19 protein-coding genes are annotated in these 22,503 nt (G+C 45.1%); 4 read left to right on the top strand and 15 right to left on the bottom strand.

What is annotated here, in order from left to right; translation table 11 throughout:
- Positions 1-179: 179 nt before the first annotated feature.
- Positions 180-1,328 (top strand): metallophosphoesterase, encoded by a 1,149-nt coding sequence (locus BK120_RS11060; protein WP_076267552.1) that lies wholly within the window; start codon positions 180-182, stop codon positions 1,326-1,328.
- 159 nt (positions 1,329-1,487) lie between these two features.
- Here BK120_RS11060 and BK120_RS11055 read toward each other — a convergent pair whose 3' ends face one another.
- Together BK120_RS11055 and BK120_RS11050 are read right to left on the bottom strand one after the other, a co-directional pair.
- The gene (locus BK120_RS11055; RefSeq protein WP_076267551.1) at positions 1,488-2,378 is read right to left on the bottom strand and encodes a YhfM domain-containing protein; all 891 of its coding nucleotides are present in this window, start codon (positions 2,376-2,378) and stop codon (positions 1,488-1,490) included.
- Positions 2,379-2,399: 21 nt separating this feature from the next.
- The gene (locus BK120_RS11050; RefSeq protein ID WP_076267550.1) at positions 2,400-2,762 is read right to left on the bottom strand and encodes an iron chelate uptake ABC transporter family permease subunit; all 363 of its coding nucleotides are present in this window, start codon (positions 2,760-2,762) and stop codon (positions 2,400-2,402) included.
- Positions 2,763-3,132: 370 nt separating this feature from the next.
- On the opposite strand from BK120_RS11050, the gene BK120_RS11045 reads away from it, so the two are divergent.
- Positions 3,133-3,882, top strand: a complete 750-nt coding sequence (locus BK120_RS11045) for an MBL fold metallo-hydrolase (protein ID WP_076267549.1) — start codon at positions 3,133-3,135, stop codon at positions 3,880-3,882.
- Positions 3,883-3,936: 54 nt separating this feature from the next.
- Here the strand turns inward: BK120_RS11045 and uvrA are convergent, their stop codons facing one another.
- Entirely contained in the window at positions 3,937-6,450 is a 2,514-nt protein-coding gene (gene uvrA / locus BK120_RS11040; RefSeq protein ID WP_076267548.1) for an excinuclease ABC subunit UvrA, read from the bottom strand.
- A 206-nt stretch (positions 6,451-6,656) separates the two neighbouring features.
- On the opposite strand from uvrA, the gene BK120_RS11035 reads away from it, so the two are divergent.
- On the top strand, positions 6,657-7,358 hold the full coding sequence (locus BK120_RS11035; protein WP_256710868.1) for a MerR family transcriptional regulator: 702 nt from the start codon (positions 6,657-6,659) through the stop codon (positions 7,356-7,358).
- A gap of 3 nt (positions 7,359-7,361) precedes the next feature.
- Here the strand turns inward: BK120_RS11035 and BK120_RS11030 are convergent, their stop codons facing one another.
- The 3 genes from BK120_RS11030 to BK120_RS11020 all read right to left on the bottom strand — a co-directional run bounded on the left by BK120_RS11030 (position 7,362) and on the right by BK120_RS11020 (position 10,102).
- Complete coding sequence (locus BK120_RS11030) at positions 7,362-7,691, bottom strand: low molecular weight protein tyrosine phosphatase family protein (RefSeq protein WP_076267747.1); 330 nt, start codon at positions 7,689-7,691, stop codon at positions 7,362-7,364.
- Between the two features lie 29 nt (positions 7,692-7,720).
- Positions 7,721-8,830 (bottom strand): hypothetical protein, encoded by a 1,110-nt coding sequence (locus BK120_RS11025; protein WP_076267546.1) that lies wholly within the window; start codon positions 8,828-8,830, stop codon positions 7,721-7,723.
- Between the two features lie 84 nt (positions 8,831-8,914).
- Positions 8,915-10,102, bottom strand: a complete 1,188-nt coding sequence (locus BK120_RS11020) for a saccharopine dehydrogenase family protein (RefSeq protein WP_256710853.1) — start codon at positions 10,100-10,102, stop codon at positions 8,915-8,917.
- A 115-nt stretch (positions 10,103-10,217) separates the two neighbouring features.
- Between BK120_RS11020 and BK120_RS11015 the strand changes: the two genes are divergently transcribed.
- The gene (locus BK120_RS11015; protein WP_076267545.1) at positions 10,218-11,288 is read left to right on the top strand and encodes a helix-turn-helix transcriptional regulator; all 1,071 of its coding nucleotides are present in this window, start codon (positions 10,218-10,220) and stop codon (positions 11,286-11,288) included.
- Between the two features lie 469 nt (positions 11,289-11,757).
- Here the strand turns inward: BK120_RS11015 and BK120_RS11010 are convergent, their stop codons facing one another.
- From BK120_RS11010 to BK120_RS10970, 9 genes are all read right to left on the bottom strand, one after another.
- Entirely contained in the window at positions 11,758-12,174 is a 417-nt protein-coding gene (locus BK120_RS11010) for a VOC family protein (protein WP_076267544.1), read from the bottom strand.
- Positions 12,175-12,319: 145 nt separating this feature from the next.
- Complete coding sequence (locus BK120_RS11005) at positions 12,320-12,604, bottom strand: DUF7667 family protein (RefSeq protein ID WP_256710852.1); 285 nt, start codon at positions 12,602-12,604, stop codon at positions 12,320-12,322.
- Between the two features lie 178 nt (positions 12,605-12,782).
- Positions 12,783-14,861: a glycoside hydrolase family 43 protein gene (locus BK120_RS11000; protein WP_076267543.1), complete on the bottom strand. Its 2,079-nt coding sequence runs from the start codon at positions 14,859-14,861 to the stop codon at positions 12,783-12,785.
- 39 nt (positions 14,862-14,900) lie between these two features.
- Positions 14,901-15,707, bottom strand: a complete 807-nt coding sequence (locus BK120_RS10995; RefSeq protein ID WP_076267542.1) for a carbohydrate ABC transporter permease — start codon at positions 15,705-15,707, stop codon at positions 14,901-14,903.
- 19 nt (positions 15,708-15,726) lie between these two features.
- Positions 15,727-16,617, bottom strand: coding sequence for a carbohydrate ABC transporter permease (locus BK120_RS10990; protein ID WP_076267541.1), 891 nt, complete (start codon positions 16,615-16,617; stop codon positions 15,727-15,729).
- A gap of 125 nt (positions 16,618-16,742) precedes the next feature.
- Positions 16,743-18,092: an ABC transporter substrate-binding protein gene (locus BK120_RS10985; RefSeq protein ID WP_076267540.1), complete on the bottom strand. Its 1,350-nt coding sequence runs from the start codon at positions 18,090-18,092 to the stop codon at positions 16,743-16,745.
- Positions 18,093-18,217: 125 nt separating this feature from the next.
- Positions 18,218-19,849, bottom strand: a complete 1,632-nt coding sequence (locus BK120_RS10980; RefSeq protein WP_076267539.1) for a response regulator transcription factor — start codon at positions 19,847-19,849, stop codon at positions 18,218-18,220.
- Entirely contained in the window at positions 19,842-21,623 is a 1,782-nt protein-coding gene (locus BK120_RS10975; protein ID WP_076267538.1) for a sensor histidine kinase, read from the bottom strand. The genes BK120_RS10980 and BK120_RS10975 overlap by 8 nt, the downstream gene beginning before the upstream one ends.
- 128 nt (positions 21,624-21,751) lie before the next feature.
- The gene (locus BK120_RS10970) at positions 21,752-22,339 is read right to left on the bottom strand and encodes an NAD(P)H-dependent oxidoreductase (protein ID WP_076267537.1); all 588 of its coding nucleotides are present in this window, start codon (positions 22,337-22,339) and stop codon (positions 21,752-21,754) included.
- Positions 22,340-22,503: the final 164 nt, after the last annotated feature.

The raw sequence follows: 22,503 nt of genomic DNA, 5'->3' as shown, positions 1-22,503 counted from the left end.
TTAACTCCCAGCATGCTGTAAAACGTTTATGCATCGATTTCGCATCCTTCCTATCGTATTGAAACACTTGGCGATTATCTATTCCTGCTATTCTTGTGAATTTTACTGCTATATTCTCGGTGTGATATAGTAGGTTCAGCTTATAAGAAAGCAGATTAAGAGCTAGGGAGCGTTGATGGATGAAGCTGCGTGTTGTTGCTATTGTTTTTGGTGTTTTGCTCTTATACAGCGGCATTTCCTTCTATATTGGCTGGAATGGGTGGCTGTTCTTATCTCATTTATTTCATTTGGAAAATGCGACAGTGTATACGATCATTGCTAGTATCATTGCATTTTCGTACATTATCGGCCGGCTCGCTTACCGTGCGCCTTTTAAACCGGTTGCCGAGGTACTGAAGCTGATTGGTTCCTACTGGTTTGCCGTATTGGAATACGCCGTAATCATTTTGCCGCCTGCCAATGTTGTTGCCCTTATCTTAAAAGCAGCTGGCGCTGAAAAATCAATCTATATTGTCGGTGTAGGCGGGTTAGCCTTGCTTATTATGGCTGTACTCCTTATCCGCGGTTCATGGAATGCATGGAGCCCAATTGTTCGAACCTATCATGTTCAAGTGCCAAAACCTGCTGGAAAATTGAAAAAGCTGCGCATCGCCATGGCTTCTGATCTTCATTTGGGTACAATCGTAGGCAATCGGCATTTAGTTAGGCTGGTGAACAAGGTTAAAGAAATTAAGCCGGATCTTATCCTGCTTCCTGGCGATATTCTTGATGATGATATTGAGCCTTTTCTTCGCAAAAACATGTCAACTGAGCTTGGCAAGCTTAAAGCGCCACTAGGCGTTTACGCCGTAACTGGAAATCACGAATACATTGGCCGGAAAGTGCCGGAATTTATTGCGGCAATGGATGCAATCGGCATTCGTGTCCTTATGGACGAAACGGCGCTCATTGCTGACAGCTTCTATGTCATCGGTCGTAAAGATAAGGCGGCTGCGGGATTCAGCGGCAAAGGAAGGCTCCCTATTCAGGAGCTTGTCGCTCCTCTAGATCAATCTAGACCGCTAATCATGCTCGATCATCAGCCTTCTGACATCGCAAGCGCAGCGGATAACGGCATCGACATCTCCGTATCTGGCCACACCCATCGCGGCCAGATGATGCCTAATCATCTGATTACGAGAAAGCTGTTTGAGCTCGATTGGGGTTATTTAAAAAAAGGCGGACTGCATGCCATCGTATCATCAGGCTTCGGAACTTGGGGACCGCCGGTACGAATTGGCAGCCGGTCTGAGGTTATTCATATCGAGGTAGAATTCACAACCGTCTAAAAGGTTGACGAAAATAGCGGCAGCAATGATGTAAACCACTCTCATTTCCGGCTATCCAGCCTATGACGAGGGTATAAACACATTTGCTGCCGCTATTTTTATATCTTTATTGTAGACTCTGTGTTGCGTCTATAACGGTGTGAATCCGCTAATTAACGATTAATCTACATCAGCTATACGCCATTCAGCACCCTTTTCCTTGCTCTTATGGAACACATACACTGAGCTTCCACCGCTGTCTTCATTGTTCCTGATCTCCGAAACCTGAACGACAGCCTCAAACAACGACTTTTGCTCTTTAATAGCTATTGGTTGTTCGACCTTTATGCTTGTAATGGTGAATCCGGTAAAGCCGCTTGAATCTTCGCGTGACTTGCGTGCACTTTCCGTGTATAAGCTTAAAAAATCATCCCATTTTTTCTCATGCAAATACTTTATTCGCAAATTAATTAGCTCGATAAGCGGCTTCTCTTCTTCCGTGAAAGCTGAGCTTTCCAAATACGCTGGCTCGAGTGCTTCGTTATTCGGCGACTCGGACGACTGTATAGGAATGGGAGTTGGAGACTCGATTATAGGTGATGGCGACATGCTCTGCGTAATCTGCTGTTCACCTTCTACTAGCTCGTCTGCTCCTTCTTTGCTAGAACCACTCACCGAATACGCATCTTCCAGCAAAGTCCAAATCTTCTTCGTGAATGATTTCCCTAATCGATAAAGCGTCCCCGTGTCACCCGGCTTCATGAAATTACCATGCTCGCTGCTCTCCGATATCCAAAGCAGGTAACGCGAGTCCCCTAAGATTACAGAATAGGGTGGTGCCGCGATATCGACCTTTCCCTTCATTTGCTTCCCAAATCGGAACGCATATTCGAATGCTCGAATGGACTCTCGATCCTCCCACACTACTTGCGAGGTCGGCTCTGCCTGCTCGAAATCAAGCATGCGCTGGACGGTAACCTGATTCTCATTTACTCGGAACAAAAACATCAAAATTGCAGCAGCCACAACTACGACGCCAACCAGAATGATGTAGCCACGCTTCAAATGCACACTTCCTTTCTCCAAAAAATTTCACCCGTTGCTACCTGTTATTTCGTGTCCGATATAGTAAATAGATAAATCGAGTGCGATAACCATTATGACGAAGGTCCATGGTAAAAGGTTCCATACATAGGTCCAGCTTGTTCCATAAACTGTTCCGGTCATCCAAATATAGGAGGATCCGGAATAATAGGCAGGAATAAACACAAGCATAAATGTAGTCATCGCCGACAATAAGAAAGCCACACCTATGCCGACTAATACGAGGGAAAAGGAATTTACACCTTTTTTCCAAGCAATCAAATAAATCATCATTCGGCAAATGATCATGGCCGAGCAGGACGCAAGAAAAAAGCTTGCTTCGGTTACAAAACAAGGAAAATGGGTAATCATAAGACTGCTGCCAATTAATTGTCGCCTTTATGGAAATAGTGAACATACCTTTACGTAGTATTCTACTATCGCTTGCAGTTCCAATGTGATGAGCGTATCAACATCCCATTAGTAAAAACAATGCACTTAAGCACATTATCCCGATTCTAGAGAATGGGACCCTTGGGGCCCCATTGGGCGTGAACATATGATTCGTGAGATGAAACGTTTTTTCATCAAAAACGCTACGAATGCATATTGACAAATAATTATTTTTATGTTATAATATAATATTTTACTATTTACATACATTTTAACTACTGGTACGATGTTACTTGAAATGAGCAACTCACCTACAGCAAAAACTTCTAAACAGTAGCGGAGGGTTAAAATGAACATTGCAAGCGGAGTTAATATGATGCCGATATCAGCGGTCATGATGGGGCGAATGGAAACGATTTATCCCACTTTAATTTGGGATAACGACACCGTGATCTTAGTGGATACTGGCTATCCGGGGCAGCTGCCATTAATAAAGGAGCAAATGGAGCGTGCTGGACTTGCGTTTGAGCGTCTTAACAAAATCATTATTACCCATCAAGACCTTGACCACATTGGAAGCTTGCCTGCGATTTTGCAGGAATTGCCTCATAAGGCGGAGGTGCTTGCGGACAAAGTAGAAGCTCCTTACATTCAAGGTGAAGCACATTTGCTCAAAGTTACACCAGAATCGATTGAGCAAGCTGTCAAAGCCTTGCCAGCTGAGGTGCCTGAGGAATGGCGAGCCGCATTCAGGAAGACGCTGGAAAATCCGCCTAAAGCGAATGTCGATGTTATCATTACGGATGGGCAACAATTGCCGTATTGCGGAGGCATTATCGTCATTGGCACTCCTGGGCATACGCCCGGACATCTTAGCCTTTATCATACCGCTAGCAAAACTTTAATTGCAGCTGATGCCCTGATCGTTGAAAACGACCAGCTGCTAGGTCCGACACCACATTATTGTCTCGACCCGGATACCGCAAAAAAATCCATCAAAAAATTAACGCAATACGACATAAACACAGTCATCTGCTACCATGGCGGGTTATATTCTGATCATGTGAATGAGCGGATTTTAGAGCTCGCTGCCGAATAGCGAATAAGGGAGCTGCCAACGCAATCGACGTTGACAGCTCCCCTTTATATATTTCTACAATCCGCCAGCCAGCGCTTTTTTCAAAAACTGTCCTGTATAGGAAGCAGCAATACCCGCTACTTGCTCTGGCGTTCCTGCTGCGACAAGATTGCCGCCTTCAGCACCGCCTTCGGGCCCTATATCGATGACCCAATCGGATTCCCGGATAAGTTCCAAGCTATGCTCAACCAGAATGACCGTATTGCCGGCATCCACTAATTTATTGAGTAGAGCAAGCAGCTGTTCAACATCTGTTGGATGCAAGCCCGTTGTTGGCTCATCCAGCAAATAAAGGGTATGCTTGTTCGATCTCTTGTTCAGTTCCTTAGCCAGCTTAATTCGCTGACCTTCTCCGCCTGACAACGTTTTTACCGACTGTCCCCACTGCAGATAACCTAACCCCACTTCACACAGCAGCTCGGTCATGCTGGCAATTTTTGCTTTATTTTTAAACACAGCTCGGCTCTCTTGGACCGTCATATCAAGCAAATCCGATATCGAATAACCCTCGTAGGTGACTCGCAGCACTTCATCTTTAAATCGTTTTCCTTTGCAAGCCGTGCAGCGAATTTCGAGATTAGGGAGAAAACTCATGTCTACCGATAATACGCCAAGTCCTTGGCAAGTCTCGCAGCGTCCCCCTGGTGTATTGAATGAAAAATGCTTCGAGGTAAGCTGATTGCGCTTCGCCTCTGGCAGCCCTGCATATAAATTTCGCAGCTGTGTAAATACTTCTGTATAAGTTGCAATATTTGAGCGCTGCATACGACCTAATGGTGACTGATCGACCGTAATTTGATTTCCGATATGCTCAAAGCCCGTAATGCTGTCGCAACCCGCAATACGTGGTTTCCCCTGCCCTCCCTCCGCAAGCAAATCAAATAACAAGGTCGATTTGCCTGAGCCAGACACTCCCGTCACCGAGATGAGACAGCCAAGTGGAAAAGCAACGTCAAACCCTTTCAAATTACGAGCATGTGCATGGACGATCGACAGCTGTTTACCGTCGCCTGACCTTCTTGTCCGTACTGCCGCTGGCAAGCTTTCCTGACGTAAATAAGAACCTGTAACGGAACTCTCACTTGCGATCAGCTCCTCCAAGCTGCCTTCACCAACGACAGTCCCACCTAAATATCCTGCTCCTGGACCGATATCAATAATATGATCTGCAGCTCTCATGACCTCAATATCATGCTCAATAACGAGTACCGTGTTGCCCAAATCACGCAGCTGCAGGAGAACGCGAAGCAAACCTGCTGTATCGCGCGGATGTAGACCTGTTGTTGGCTCATCCAATATATAGAGCACACCAGTAAGTCCAGACCCAAGGAGTGACGCTAATCGCAGACGCTGAGCTTCCCCGCCTGACAGGGAGACGGTCTGTCGATCCAGAGATAAATAACTAAGGCCAACATCGATGATTCTCTCTATACGTATCGGCATATCGGTCATGACAGGCGCAAGCAGCGGCCGTCCCTGAGGAGGCACAGCATCCTGAAGCTGCTTGGTCCAAATAAGCAAATCCTCCAATGACCAAGTGGATACTTCTGATATCGAAGCTCCTGCCACTAAAGCTGACCGGCTTTCTTTTTTTAGACGCATGCCCTTGCAATCCGTACACCCATCTTGCTTAAAATAATCGTTTTCCTTTTCTGCTGCCCCTTGCTCGCTTTCCTTCTCTTTATACCTTCTCCACATACCAGTTACAATGCCTTCAAACTTGCCTTTTCCGACTGTTTTTGGCGGTACGGCAAGAGGAAAATGCCTCATGAATGCATCGCTCTCCACGCCGTAATAAAGCAGATCACGCTGGATTTCCGTATAATTCTTTAATGGCAGGTCGAGATCAAATGTAAATCCATAATGGTCTCCTGCAGCCTTTAAAATGACAGCATAATATTCGAGTTGTACTTCGTACAGGTAAGTCACACAGCCGCCGCGGAAACTCAGCTCTTGATTGAATACCGCTTCTAAGTCAAGCGTAGCAACATGTCCTAACCCACTGCAGGTCTCGCAGGCTCCCTCCGGCTTATTGAAAGAAAAATGAGCCATTCCGAGCTTCTCATGTTCCTTCTTGCAGCCCGGGCATACGATCGTCTGGCATCCCTCCTCTTCCTCTGCAGCTGCGATATCATTCTCTTCATCGAATACAGGCGGTATAGTTGTACCGCAGCTGCTGCATACACGGCTGCTAAGCCTGGAGTAGACAAAACGCAAATACGTATAAATATCTGTAACCGTACCAACCGTAGAACGCGGATTGCGATTGGTGACGTGCTGACCGATGCTGATGGAAGGAGAAAGTCCAGCTATCGATTCCACCTTCGGCTTGCTTATGGAATCCGATACCATCCCCATTGACTCCATATACTGCCTCTGACATTCCCTTTGCAGCGTGTCCATGGCAAGCGTTGATTTGCCGGAGCCTGAAGGTCCTGTCAACACAACCAATTTGTATTTGGGGATTGAGAGTGAAATGTTTTTCAAGTTATTTTCGCACGCTCCTGTAATGACTATCGTATCGTTCATGCATGTCCTCCTCATTGACAATAAATTTTTGGGGTAAGCAACGCTTCGCCTATTTAGAGCTCTTTTCCAGCATTTATTCCAGCATACTACATTGATGCAAGTGAGAAAGTTACGCAAATAAATACCCTATTTAACCCGTTTCGTTGACAAAAAGGTTCTCTTGGTTGTTTAATGTTTTTAGAAAATGTTCGGAGGTGTTTTTTGTGATGATTCGGCCGATTGATATTGCCAGGAGATTAAATATTAGTACTAACGCGTTGAGGCACTACGAGGATTGGGGCATCATTCCACCGGTTAAACGAGGGACAAACGGTTATCGCATATATACAGCAGAACACGTCGCTTACTTTGAGTGCATAAGAGCGATGAATGAAGGTTTTGGAATGACGCTTACCAAAGAAGTGATGATTAAACTGATCGATGGCGAGATTGATGAGGCGTTATGGCTTGTAAACAGTGCACAGGCAGAGCTTCACCGTGACAAAACGATCGCCGATAAAACGATTCTTGCGCTGGAGACCGATGAAATTCATTTGCTGCATAAAGCAAGGAAAAGAAATGGGATGACCATTGGGGAAGTATCCGAGGCAACAACCATACCTAGCTCCGCTATTCGTCACTGGGAGAAGATGGGTCTCCTTATTGTTAATCGCAACAAGGAAAATGGTTACCGCATCTTCAGTCCAGCAAATCTGCGTCAAATCTTAATTATTCGCACCTTCAAGGCGGCGGTATGGTCGCTTGAGATCATTCAGCAGGTGCTGAAAGAGGTTAACGATAACCAGGTAGAAAATGCGATAAAAATAGCGCGTGAATCGATGCAATTTCTAAATCGAGTCAATAGAAACCAACTGCTCGGAGCCCATTCTTTGTATAAGCTTCTGCTCGTCATCGAACAAAAACATTAATCATTATGCCAGATCGCTGACATAGGAAGCTGCACTTGATCGAAGCAGATCGATTAAATCTTCGTTCATATATTCGAATTCATCTGGTACATGAAGACAGATTAACTTCTTGCCCGAAAGCTCATGGCCAAACTTGCTTTGCAGCCTTCGAATATGTTTTTTCTCCATTGCAAAAATATAATCAGCCCAGCCAATATGACCTGCTGTCACCTTAATCCGAGCATTCTCTTCCGTACCAGCAGACCTCACCTCATGGCCGCCAACACCTTGAAAAATCGTTTCCGCAGTCAAGCTTCGCCACTTGTTTCTGCTGCATACAAATAATAGATTTATCGAGAACACACTCCTCATTGATATATAATTTATTGGTCAACCAGTTCAAGCAAATTACTCAGCTCATGATATAACTCCAGCTCCGACAATACGCGCTTGCAGCGTCTGAGCATCCGTCTGTCTTCCAAAATTAACTTCTTGTGCTGCGCATCACGAAGGAAAGCAAGCTTTCTCTCTGCGCTCGCATCTTCAACAATAGCATCGAGCGCCCGCCTATCATTCCAATTAATAGAAAGCGGCCCCTCAGCGGTATAATCAGCCTGACCCGAAAGCGGTACAACGCCAATCGAATCCAGCGTTTGCATACAAATTGCTTGCGCCCTTTCCTCACGTACACTTTGGATATACTGTTCCAAGTCAGTAATTTCACGCAGTCCAAAAAGCTCTTTCAGCCTTTGCAGCGCCGCTGACTGCTCCTCCGCCAAGCTTTCATTTTTCTGCTCTCGCATCTTTTTAAAGAAATCATCAAATGACGCAGGATTATTATACAGTAGACTTCTATCCGTAATAATAAGACGAAGGAAATCCTTAATATTTTTGGCAACAAGCCATATTTCCGAGTCAAAATCCATTGGCGATACGACAGCTATATAAGCTTGCTCCAAATCTTTGACAGCTCCAAAATCCGTTACAAAACAATAATGAATGCCATCACTACCAGAGCTGGCGAAAGGAATAAAATCGGGCGGCGTACATGGATAGCGAAAGTCATATTTTTGCATAATAAGCCCCAGCTCTAGATCCATTGCTCTTCCGAGCTCAGTCTCCAGCTCGTACAGCTGATTAATCGCCTGCGGCACCTCGTAGTTGCCATATTGCCGATGAATACGCGGCTTATCCCATTTTTGTTCAGTTTCAATGATAGGCCCAAACGATATTTTCGATGGCAAATTCGCCCTATCGATGCTGGCATAAGCTTGAATAATATCCGGTACGTATTCACGAGTCATTTTATGGCCGGATAGAATTTGGTACAGCTGCGTAAGGTCATCTTCTTCCCACGTCGACAAGCTCTCCAACGATATACCGCCCTTATGACCGGATAAACGCAAAATAATCGCATCAAACTGTGCGCGGTTATCCTCCTTTACGAACGCATATTCTTCCAAAATGAAAGCAATCATCGATTGTTTATCCATGCTCAGCTCCATCTCCCTATCTTAAATCCGATTCAGTATTTTAGGCATTTAATGCTAATTATACCAAATGAATCATCTGAAAAACTACATATTCATCCTAGTCCAGCTCTCGATATTCGAGATGGCAGCGATTGAAAGCTTGTTCTCGTCCTCTTTTAAACGCAGCTCAAGCTTTGTTTCATACAGATCGAGCTCAAATAATTGCTCAATATGAAAAACTCCTTTTGGCAGATTCGAGCTGTATACAGCCATGGTTACCGCAATTGCCGTTTGTGCTGTAATTTCTGCCTCCTCTGTACCCTGCAGTCCAAATTCGATTAACGTCTCTGCTCCTGATTTAACACCGTAACCTGTTATTTTTACCGCGTAACGAGCAGAACCGACTCGAAGCTTACCAAGCAGTTGAATCGCCAAACTTCTCATCGGTTTTAATCGCAGCAGACGATCGAATCCTAATCCCTTAAAGAGTGCTATCGCACTGGTGACGATCCGCGAATCAAAGCATAACCTCGTAGATACTGATGGTACGCCTAATGTATGAGGTAGTGTTTCTTGGTCGGAAAATGGGAAGCGATAGGCTGTTCGGACTTTTAAATCAGCGCCAAAATCTGTTTTAAGCCCTTCCGTAAAGCTGCTGACTCTTCGTGCGCTGCCTGATTCCGTAATATGAAATGACCGTGAGAGACTATCGACTGTCCATTCGATTGCCGCTTTGCCGTGCGCATCTCCGAGTCCCAGCATAATGCCGATATCAATCCGTTGCACTTCATCCATCGACTGCACGGCTTTAAGTGCCAGCAGATTCGTCAGGCCTGGCGCCAGCCCGACGCTTAATACAGCAGTACCTTGCTGATCGTTCACTCTTTTATTCAATTGCTCCATCGCTGCAAAAAAAGCACCATTCGCCGATACGTCTACATAGTCCGCGCCAGCGAGCAAACAAGCTTCCGCAAAGGCAGTATCCATCTGATCCAAACACATCACAACAAGCTTTACTCGTTCAAGCTGTTGTTTCTTAAGCGGTTCTTCCACTGAAATGCGAAGCGGCTTTACCTTCCCGCCACCGCTCTGGCAAAATTGCTCAGCTCGCGCTAAACTTCTGCCTGCCGCATACACGTTGCCTGGATAATGAATCGCAAGCTGATTGCATATTTTCCCGCCCACATGGCCGTAGCCGCCTACTACAATGATGTCTGTTTTCATAGCTGTCCCCTTATCCTCTCTTAAATCAACATAGCCGTCTACTATATAAGCAGCAGCAAAGCTGTTCATCGTCTCATCCATTATGTAAAATGAATTAAGAATTATTCTCAATTATAGTGGAGATAAAATAAACGACCATCCCATAAATGTGGGATTCCGAATACAGAAATGAAGGAGACTGCGTATGTCTTTAACTATAGATACGGTCAAGCAGCGATTAAATAAGTTGTCCGTTGCTTCAATAACATCACAGGCTTATCGCGAAGCGGCCTTATCCATCATCAGAGAAGCCGTGCCTTATGCAGGAGCCTGCTGCACCTCTGTTGATCCGATGACTCTGCTCTCAATCGGGGCGACTACAAATGAGTCCGTTGAGGCAATTCATCATCATTTATTTGAATATGAATATTTGCATGAGGATTACAACAGCTATGAGCAGTTAGCTCAGGCAGAAATGGCAGCAGCCTCCTTAAGCGAAGCCACTGAGGGCCACTTGGGGCGCAGCGGTCGTTACCAAGAGGTTCTACTGCCTGCTGGATTCGGAGACGAGCTGCGTGCTGCTTTGCTCTGTGAGGGTTCATGCTGGGGATATTTGACGTTGTTCCGTAAGTCAGGGGAGCCTTTTTTCCTTGAGTCGGAAATTTTGTTTATCGTCGCTGTCGCTCCGATTTTAGCCAAAACATTAAAGAAATACGCTTTGGAGCTTCCGTCGACCGAGGGCGTTGCAGGCTTAGAGGAGCCTGGCTTCTTGGTGCTGTCCGAGCAGCTTCAATTAAATTCCTCCAATCAGGTTGCCCGCCGCTGGCTTTCCGCCTTAAGAGGCTTAGAGCAAATAGAAGACGATACACTGCCAAGACCAATCAGAGCCATTTGCTCTCGGGCGCTGGCGAAGCCAGCCTCTTCATCGGGTGAATCAAAGTTAGCAAAAGTATGTATTCGGATGCCGAGCGGTCATTATTTATCCTTGCATGCGAGCAGGCTGGATGGGACAAATGGTTTGACCCAGCTTGCGGTCTTTATCGAGCCGGCTAAACCATCCGATATTGTTCCGCTCATATCAGAGGCATACGCCCTCTCTTCTCGCGAGAAGGAGGTTATAGAGCGGATCATCAAAGCATTTTCTACTAAAGAAATTGCTAAGTCTCTTCATATTTCTGCCTATACCGTTCAAGACCATTTAAAGTCGATTTTCACAAAAACCGGCGTAAACAGCAGGCGTGAGCTTTTATGGGAACTGTTTTCACGTCATAACTAATAACCAGAGGTTGATGTCATCTTCAAGGGGTCTTATTCTTACAAACTGGGAACGAGATGCTGGCTAATCCTCCCCAGATCACAACTCTAACGAACTGAATCATGCTTATTGTGAACAAAATCCCATGTTTTGAATACTAACGAACCTTATTGACGTTATCGCATGTTTTATAGGATGTTCTGCGCTGTTTTTCTCGAAATAAGGACGCTGGAGTTCGCTACATTTATAATTCAATACAAATGGTTTAAATAAGAGCTGCTGGGTTCGTTAACTGAAAATAGTGGTGCAATCCAGATGGTAGTGAGTAGTGAGTAGTGAGTAGTGAGTAGTGAGTAGTGAGTAGTGAGCGCATCGCCGGCAGAGCAACGCTTAGGGATTCACGCAGTCTAAGCTCCATTAACAAAACAAAGCAGGGGCTGTCCAAAACGCACATAAATCTACGTTTAAGACAGCCCCTGCATTATTCCGCTTACCCTTGTTCAATCACACTTGGGTCCATATACACTAGTTCCCATAGATGATTATTTATATCTTGAAAGCTCCAGTTATACATAAATCCATGGTCTATTGGATCTTTAGCAGGTTTACCGCCAGCTTCCAAAGCCTTATTCACAATCTCATCCACTTGCTCTTTGCTTTCGGCGGATAATGTCAATATGACCTCAGCTGTTTTTGATGGATCTGCAATTTCTTTATCAATAAACGTTTGGAAGTATTGCTCAACCAGCAGCATAGCAAAAATATTAGGTCCGATGATCATACAGGTAGCTTTCTCATCCGTAAATTGGGGGTTGAACTCAAACCCTAATTTAGTAAAAAAATCGACTGTCTTATTCAAATCTTTAATCGGTAAATTCACAAAGATGTTTGCGGACTGAAAAGCCATAACCTATCACCTCTTAATTAGAATGCCCTACATGTAAATCATCACTATCATAATAACCTATATTCTAGCTTTATTACTAGTGAATGATCGTTTGACGATTTCTTTTTTCATACCAATACACGCTCATTAATAAGCCGTTTCTTGCTTACTTTTCCGTTTTGCCTTCAAAAAACAAAGGACGCTTGCATTCATGAGTTCTCTCCAGCTTGTCAATTTCGACTGCGATTTCCTGAAGCCAAACCTCATCACCTGTCATGCTCGCCATATAGCCAAAATTATATTGTTCGGCAAGTCTTTGTGCATACTTGGCATTCAATTTCATGCAGGCGTTTAGCTCTGAGCTTTCTTGCTCCGTTAAGCTCCGTTTCTCCTGCAGCAGCCACAGCTCAGCAAGGCGCCAATGAACATTCATCATATCGATCATTCCCATCGTTCTATTAATGACCTTCTCCTCTATTCTTTCCCAGTCGCAGCCAAAATAATCTCCTTGCTATTAAAACTCACAAAAAATTAGTAGATTTGCTATAAAAAAAGAAGAGCCCGTCCCTCTAGGTCATTGGCGACCTAGAGAAACAGACTCAATATTTCATAAACCAGCATGATAACATTTACTTATTAAGCATCGTATACCGCGTTTCACGGAATGAGGCTTCACCTGCGCCCACCAGACCAGGCAAGCCTGCAAGGCTGGATACAGCTCCTGCAAATACGACTTGATCGTCCAGTCGAATGGTCAAGCAGCCGTTAACGACCGTACTCGAAAGCGTATGCCAGACTGTCCAATCGAAGTTTGCCGCATCTAAAGTAACGCTGGATAAAACAGATGCCTCCCCATCAATACATGACGATACGGTTACGGAACCGGCTGTACGATTCAATACCGCTTCTACCGAATTTCGCTCATCCGTATAAGCGGCATAGACGCCATATTCGGAACCGCGCTTCACGAGAATATCGGTATCAAAACGGTAAGCCTCGCCTGAGGCTGCATCACCTAAAGAATCCAATAACCAAGCTGTACGCAGCCCTTGCTTGCTGCGGCAGTGAAGCTCGCCGCCGCTAACACGGCAGATGCCATCGCCGCTTGTCCGCTCTAGCTGCTCAGCAAATGCGGTGCTGCTCGCATCCGTTAACGCCAAATGGCGCGTAACCTCAAAACCTGCAAAGGAAGCAGCTGTATAACGCGTTTGTAAACCTACGCTGCCACTGGTAATCGGGAATCGCTTATCTATTACCTTAACCTCATCAAGCTGAATACGATAGTTGTCTCCTGTTTTCTCCACACGCAGCAAATGGTATACGGCGAAGTTAAAGCTCTCTGGCAAAGCATGCTCGATAGCTTCATGCTGAATCCCTTTATAGGCGGCATGAGCACGTAGTACTCTACGTCCGACATCCAATAAGACCGACACGTAATTGCTTTCGTCTTGATACGCGGCATAAATGCCATATAAACCGCCGGTATGATCCTTCGACCATTTCACGCTTGCTTCAAGAACATAGTGGCTGTATGCAGACTTCGTGACCGCCCCGGCGATAACAGCACGGTTCGTCTGAAGGGCTTCGCCATTTGCTCTTGTCCAGCTGCCCGCAGCTGCTTGCCACAACTCGCCAAGACCTTCTTCCCTGCCATCAAACAGATCACGGAATGTTGGCTGCGCCGGCGCTGTCTGCGGCGTATAAGTCGGGCCGGCAATATAGAGGCGATCACCGCTCCAAAGCAGAGGATCTGCTCGCATCGTCCGCTGCTCACGGTCCATGTCAAGAACATCGTCAGCATTCCGGCCATGGTAAAATACCCATGAATCCACATTGTTTGGAGCTCTCACGACGGAATTGTGGCCTACACCCTCGACACCATCATTTTTGCGAAGAAGCGGCTCGTATTGATCATCGGAAGGATACTTGTTCCATTCCAGCTCATGAAGCGGCTGGCCTTTGCTGCCGTCTGCCACCGAATAACCCAAAAAATAATTCGGACGTACATACGCATTTCCGCTGTACATCATATAATGCTTCGTGCCGCGCTTCAAATAAAAAGCACCCTCGATCGTATGCCAGTCACGGCCGTCGCCAAACCGATTTTCCTCATAGATTTCCTCATCAATAGTAGGCAATACGACAATTTGCGGATCACCGGCTGGCGTAACCATATCCAGCATTTTATCGACCAGGATGACTGTGCCCGCACGATCACGATCCACGCCCGAATATTCATTATTGGAGTAAAACATATAATAATCGCCTTGCTCGTCCTTCACAACATGCGCATCCAATGAAAACGTATCATAAAACGTACGCACGTATTCGAATGGGCCCTCCGGCGTATCTGAAACGGCAACCATCAATCGCTCTTCATGCACATCTTCTTCCGTAATCGGCATGGATGATACGTATAAGTAAAAGCGGCCATTCTCATATACAGCGGCTGGCGCCCAATATTCCTTATGCCCTTCCAGCTGAAATCCATAGCCTAAGTGCTCCCAGCTTACAAGATCACTAGAGCGCAGCACAACTACGCCAGCTTTCGCGGTTGCATAGGTATAATAACGACCGTTAAATTTCAAAAGGTAAGGATCGGGATGCACGAGCGTCAGCGGCTCCTGTTGCCCTGCGCCCGCTCCGATCTTCAGCGGATTCAAATACGATGCGCCGCCATGATGCGGCAGTCCGATGTTTTTATCCAAAATAATAGTCCTCCTCTAGCTTATCTAATAGCTCATTAATTAGCTTTTTACTGCGCCCGCCGTTAAGCCTGATTTCATTGCATTCTGACCGAACATATAAACAATAATGGAAGGAATAGTCATCAAAATAAGCGCTGCATAAAGCTGTGCGACCATTTCTGGCGTCTGATTTGTTGTACCCGTAAAAAATTGCGTAGCCAGCGTAACGGTATACATCTTTTCATCACGAATGAGGAGCAGCGGAATGATATAGTCATTCCATGAGTAGATAAATGTAAGCACTGCAATATTAATAATAGCAGGTATGCCAAGCGGGATCATGATCGTTCTGTACATTCGGAAGGATGTGCAGCCATCAATCATGCCCGCTTCCAGAATCGCATTCGGAATGGAATCGAAATAGTTTTTGAGAATAAGAAGCATGAAAGGTGCGTTGAATGCGACCAATGGCAAAATGACGCCTGAATAGCTATTCATAATGCCAAGTGTTTTTGCTGTAAAAAAGAGCGGTGACATAACCGCTGTCGCAGGAATAGCCAAGCAGGCAACCAGCGAATAAAACAGGACGTTTTTCATCTTGAATTGCATTTTTGAGAAGGCATAAGCAGCCAGTGTAGCTAGCAAACCTACTGCGAGAGTTGTGCATACCGCAATAAAAAAGCTATTGAAAACGACTAGGAAATAATTGACCTTTGGGTGATTGATAACGGCAAGATAATTGCCAAACCCATTGATGCCGAGCGATTTAATGACGGATTGTACAAGCGGATACAACCAAACGACCGCAACTATGGCTAACACGGCTTGAATGATCCATTTATCTAATTTGCGTAAATTAATAAACATTTGAGCTCACCCCTTACGGTTATAAATCACCTTGTTGACGGTTCGTATACTGAATTTGCAGCACGGCAAGTATGAGAGCGATGATGAGAATGGTAACTCCTGCAGCAGCGGACATCCCGCCATTAAACTCCTCAATCGCCTTCTTATACACATACGTAGTCAGAAACTCTGTCGAGCGCCCCGGTCCGCCGCCAGTAAGCAGCGATACGATGTCGAACGTTTTGAGCGAGCCGACAATACCAAGAATGACGAGTGTAGACGTTGTGCCGCCAACGAGCGGAACCGTAATTTTGAACAGCGTCCTCCAGAAGCCGGAGCCGTCAATTTTTGCTGATTCATATATTTCATCTGGAATGGCTAGAAGCGCTGAATAATATAGCGTCATACTAAAGCCCATCCATTCAAATATATTGACGATAATAATCGACATAAGTGCATATTTGGGATCGCCAAGCCAGGATACAGCTAGAAAATCAAGTCCTATAGCTCGCAATCCTTCATTCAGACTTCCGAAGTTTGTATCCATAATGATACGGAATATAGCTGCAATAATGATCGGTGCCATAATGGTCGGTATGAAATAGACTGATCTGAAGATAGAATGACCCCGCAGCTTCGCGCGAAGCAGTATCGCCAGCATTAACCCAAGCGCCGCTTGAATGCCCACTGTAAAAATAAAGAACACGAGATTATTCCGCAGTGCGATATGGTAAGACTTATCGTCAAACAGCTTGATATAGTTATCAAAGCCGATATATTTCATCTCCGAGTCAATGCCGTTCCAAGAATGAAAGCTCGTATAAACCGTAAATCCTATGCAATAGTACAAAAATAAACCCGATACGATAAGAATTGGTAAAATATATAAATAAGCTCTCCATCCGGAAAGAACAGAACGATTGCCGTTCATGGTGTATCACCCCTTCATTTACCTATCAAATATAAGGTTTTGAGTATAAGAAAGAGCATGAATACCAACACGCATATCCATGCTCTTTATCTGCTCTAAATCTTATTGCTTGCTAAAATTCGAATCTACTTGCGGTCGATCCCGTCAGAAACCTTCTGGATATCTTTAAGCGAGGTTTCAATGCTTTTACCTGCTGCAACATCCTGCATCGCTACACCAATCGCATTCGTAAGCTCAGGGTAATCAAGCAGACGTTTGCCTACTGCATTTTCGATTGCATCGTTTACCGTTTTGATCGCTTCACGCTCGGATTCGAATTTAAATTGATCAAGCGATTGAATTTCAACGCCAATCTTAGCTGGTGATCCTTGAATGAAATCAGCCATAATTTGTTGGCCTTCGCCTTGTGTCATAAACTCAAGCAGCTTCCAAGCCGCTTCCTTGTTTTTGGAGTTTTTGTTGATTGAAAGTGCTGTATCTACGCTGGCAACCGCTTTGGATTCGTTTGGTCCGATTTGCGGAAGCAAGAAAATGCCCGTTTCATCGTTTTCAATCGCTGTTCCGTCTTTCTCTCCGCCTGGAAGGCTGAAGCCTGCATGCCAAGAACCAGTCAAGAACATCGCTGCTTTACCAGAATAGAAGTATTGGTCACGAGCATCTGGGTAAGTAGACAAGCCCAAAGCTCCGTCTTGCATCACTTTATCAGTGAATAGCTTGCTCCATGCTGTCATCGTGTCAACGAAAGCTTGATCGGTCCAAGCTGCTTTGCCTTGCTCTGCTTCATAGATTTTGCCTGGCGCGAATTGATTGCTAAGCGCTACGAACATATCAACGTCATGCCAAATGTCCTTCGCTCCGAAAGCTACTGGCACGATGCCGTTGCCTTTCTCACGAATAGTCGCATTTACAGACAACCACTCTTCATACGTTGTCGGCACTTTTGTAATGCCCAATTTATCAAAAATCGTTTTGTTGTAAAGAACAAATTCTTGGCCAGTCAAGTTAAGCGGCAGTGCAACCATTGTGCCGTCTTTTGCTCTTACTTGATCGATAGAAGCTTTAACGAACTTGTCCTGCCAGCCAGTACCCCAGTTCGTATCCGCAAGCGCTTCGATAGGCTCTAACGTGTTGGCATATTGGTTCAGCATGCCTCCAACTTGCATACCAAGTAGATCCGGACCTTCGTTGGCAGCCATCGCTACTTGAAGCTTCTTCTGAAAGTCTGTTTGCTCACCGCGCCAGTAATCTACTTTAATGTTCGGGTTAGCTGCTTCGAATGCCGCAATCGCTTTCTCCGCTTGAACATCCGTAGGAACCCAAGACCAGAAAGTAACCGTTTGCTGTTCCGTAGAAGTTGATCCACTATTCTTGCCGTTGTTTGTGTCTGTGTTTTTGCTGCCGCAAGCAGCAGCCGTCAATGTTAAACAAATGGATAATGCCAATACAAGCGCAAATCTAAAAGATAATTTTTTCATTGTTCCATCTCCCCTTAGATGTATGTTTGTCATCTTGCCTCTTCATCATAGAAAAGAAGAGCCCACACGTGGACTCCATTATTTTTACATTTACTCTATCTTTTTTACTTTTCACTCAAATAATTTTATTTTTGTTGTTTTTCATACTCGATTGGCGTGTTTCCAGTAATTTTTTTGAATACCGTAAAGAAATAATTGTAATTGTTAAAGCCAACCTGCTTCACAACATCCTTTAAATCAACATCGCCTGACCTGATCAGCAGCTTAGCTTGTTCCACTCGCACATGGTTGACATAATCAGCGAAGCCTTGACCGCATTCCTCCTTGAACATTCGGCTCAAATAAGAGGAATTGACTCCAATGACATCTGCGGCCTCCTGCAAAGTGATTGGCTCTGAGAATTTTTTCCGAACCCACTCCATAGTACGGCGGGTATTTTCAGAATAAAGATTGTCATGCACATACGGACGAAGCGCCTCGACAAGCTTCTTATACACCCCAACAATCCATTCCTTCAGATCGGAGAGCGTATCAAATTTACCAATCGCCAGATAAGGATTCTGGTCGCCCTCGAACAAATCCTTGTCTGCAATGCCAGCTTCCTTCGCCTTGCGATTAACAAGATGAATGAGTTCTACCGCAACCATTTGAGCCATTTTATGCGGTGCGCGCGCTTCATTCATTCGAGTAAACAGCTCTTCGATTTTGATGACCAGATCCTTTTCATTGGATGCTGCGAGAAGCGACAGCAATGTTCGCTCCAGCTTCACATCAACGGAGAAGCTTGCACCAGAGTCAGCCCCTGCCTTTCGCTGTATCCCCGGCCAAATGACGACATCGCCGCCTTCATAAAACCTCTCCTGCAGCGCTTTATCCGCCTCATTGAAGTATTCATGCAGCACATTCACTTTGCTGCACATTTCACTTACGCTGAAGCTTAACATGAGGTTAAGCTGCCGTTTTGCGCTTAACCTAATTCGGGAGAGCGCTTCCGATATAATCGTGTGCCAAATAAATTTGCTGTTTGTATCAAATGAAAATAAAATGGCAAACTTCCCATTTTCAATCGGCGTCATATAAGCGTTTCCTGTATCTGCAAGGATATTGTCTGTAATATCCATAAAAGTGCCCATAATATAGTCAAGCTCTTTGGCGTTATATTTATCATGAAGCATGCCCCGGCTATCCCACTCAGCAACGACGACGGTGAGCATCCTTAGGTTCAGAGCTAAATCAAGCTTGTCCATCTGCACGAGAAGCTCTTCTTCGCTATTGTACGTGTACTGAACAAGACTTCGAATGACCCCCCTGATCAGCGTCGTTTGATTCTGCTGAATTTGCCGCTGCAAATCCAGCGTCTTCGCCTGCTCCTCCTGCTCTATCGCAAACCGCTCCCGTGCGCTTGCAAGGGCAGCAGCCAATGTTTCTGCATCCAGCTCATGCTTCAAAATATAGTCGACAGCGCCCTTTTTCATACTGTTCTTCACATAATGAACATCGCTGTAGCTGCTGATCGCTATCACTTGAATATGCGGATAATGCTCCTCCATATAACTGATCAGCTCTAAACCATCCATTCCCGGCATACTCATGTCCGTAATGACGATTTCAGGCTTTCGTTCATCCAAAAGCTTGATCGCTGCATAGCCGCCGCTGGCTTCTCCGCATAAATGAAAGCTGCCCGCTTCCCAGTTCATGATGTTTTTCAGCTTGCTCAACATAGGCAGATCGTCATCGACCAGCAAAACATTAATCATGCTTTTTGTCTCCCTTCACTTCAATCGGAATACGCACGGTTACCGTCGTGAATAAACCGGGCACGCTCTCGATTTGCAGGCCATAGCCTATTCCATAATGGAGCTTCATTCTCTCCTGTACATTTACAAGCCCAATACCGCTAAATCTAGAACGATTTTTTTCAGTGACTTTATTAAAAATAGTTTTCAATCGCTCTTGCTCGATGCCTACACCATTGTCTGACACCTGTATTACGATATGTCCATCATCCTCATATCCTTTAACCGTGAGCTGTCCTCTTCCCTTAAGCGGCTCTAAGCCATGAATGAGGGCATTCTCAACGATAGGCTGCAGCAAAAACTTCAACATACGCACCTGCAAAATCTCTTCCTCGATGTCGAATACAGCGACAAACTTATCGTAATAACGAAACTGCTGAATATTCAAATAATGCTCCAAATATTGCTGTTCCTCTTGAACGGTAACATACTCTCCGCCTTTGCCCATGCTGCTATGCAGGAGTGTAACGAGAGAGGTAACAAGCTGCTTAATATTGTCGGCTTTCTGTACATCTGCCAGCCATTTGATTTGATTTAATGTATTGAATAAAAAGTGAGGATTGATCTGCGCCTGAAGCGCCTTAAACTCAAGAATCCGCTTTTGCTCCTCCGTTTGCTTCACATCATCAAGCAGCAGCCGCAAGTTGGTAACCATCGCGTTAAAGCCATGGCTCAGCTCCTCCACCTCATCGCCTGATGAAATGGCAATAGGATCAGATAAATTGCCCTCACTGACCTTCTTCATGGCCTGCCTTAAACGGCCGATATTAATCGTAATTTGATTGGACAAAATCGTAGCAACAAAAAGGGCAACAATGAGGGTCACCATAGGAATAATCATAATCGTATTGGCTGCTTTTCTGCTCTCTGCAAGCAGCTCACCCTGCGGAATTAGCCCCACTGTCGTCCAATTTGTAAAATCGGAAGTATGATAAATAACAAGATGCTTCTCTCCGTTTATGTTCATGCTCAGCTTGCCCGAGCTGCCCTTCAGCTCAGGGAGTACATCTGCATAAGCTGTATTTGAAATCGGTTGATTAATATCCTTGTTGCGCGGTGAGTAGACAAAATTCCCTTTTTCATCAATCAGAAACAGCTGACTTTTATTAGGCAGAGGGGTATTGAAAATGCGCTCAACAACCTCATAACTGAAATCAACCATGACGTAACCTGCAGCCTCCGAGCCGTCCATGATTGCCCTCGCAATAGAGACGACGTTTTGGTTCACATAGGAAGACACATAATTAAGTTTTTTATTGGAATGAGTCGTAATAAATATTTTGTTTCCTCTTTGCTCAAGCAGCTGCTCGAACCAGCTCGACTCCATAAATTCATTGGTTGGAACCGTGGCCCCCTGCGAGTAGCTGCGGCCTCCCAAACTCGCTACTTGTATGCTCGATATGTAATATTTGTAGCCATATAAACTAGAAATGAAGTTATCAAGCTTACGATCCTTCTCGAGTCGATTAATTAAACTTTCAGAGGGATCAGGCAAAAGCACATCAATCACGTTGGGCCGGTTGAGAGAAATGATCGTACTAATATAATCGATGTCCTTGAGCGTAAGCTCGAAGCTTTTATTCGCATCCAGAATGGTTCGGGACATAAAGCTCTCAGCCGCTTCGCGCTGGCTATCATAATATTTGTTGTACCACAACACGCTAACTATCGTCAGCGAAACAATGATTACTACAGAGAAGCTTGTGAATATCTTGGTGCGAATGCCGATTCTCATTCCAAATCTCCAATTCTATACATTTAGGCTTTTGGACTATATGATACTCCTCAACCTCGGACAGGACAAGCATGCTTTAAAAAAAGGAAAAGCTGATCGCATCGTTGCGACCAGCTTTTCTTGGCTTTCTATTCGAATAAGCTGACTGCCTTGCCCCGCACTTCTTCAAGCATCTTCTTTCGGGCTGCATCATCAATTTGCGGCACGCTGCCAAAAAAGATATGGCCAACTGACTTGATGCCGCAAAATTCATAAATACCCGTATCCGAAGTTTTTTTCAGCCCATCGTACATGCCAGTCTGGCTGTAAATTTCCGAAGGCGTTCCATGTGTATTAATAATAAGCCCCTTCTTGCCTGCAAGCAGCTTGCTGATCGTTCCATCCTCACCATAGGCATAAGCGAAACCATACGAGAATACCCGATCAATGTAGCCTTTAATAAGTGCAGGCAGCCCCGTCCACCATATAGGATATACCATCGTAAACGCATCCGCCCATTTCACATGCTCTTGCTCCGTTTTAATATCCATAGGTGTGTTGCCTTCGCGCAGCGCCTCAAAATCGCTGGCTTTAAGCACAGGGTCAAATCGCATCGCGTACAAATCTCGGACGACGACCTCATGGCCTTGCTCCTTTAATGATCCAATAAAAGCATCCACAATGGCGTTATTAAAGCTGTCTGGATTAGGATGACAATAGACGATTAAGTGCTTCATAAAAAGGCTGCACCTCCGTAAGTATATAGACATCAGTCCGCATTAGTGTTGCCTAATCATCTTGCAATATGTAATGCCTGAATGCTCTCTTTTCAAGCGATAGCCTGCTTTGGTTTGTTTGCCCGCATCTAGGCATTCGCACAGTCCAATCGCAAGGAATTGGC

This window comes from Paenibacillus sp. FSL A5-0031, from assembly GCF_001956295.1.
Lineage (GTDB): Bacteria > Bacillota > Bacilli > Paenibacillales > Paenibacillaceae > Pristimantibacillus.
Note: the sequence above shows the minus strand (reverse complement) of the source record. Positions and strands in the feature narration are given on the sequence as shown.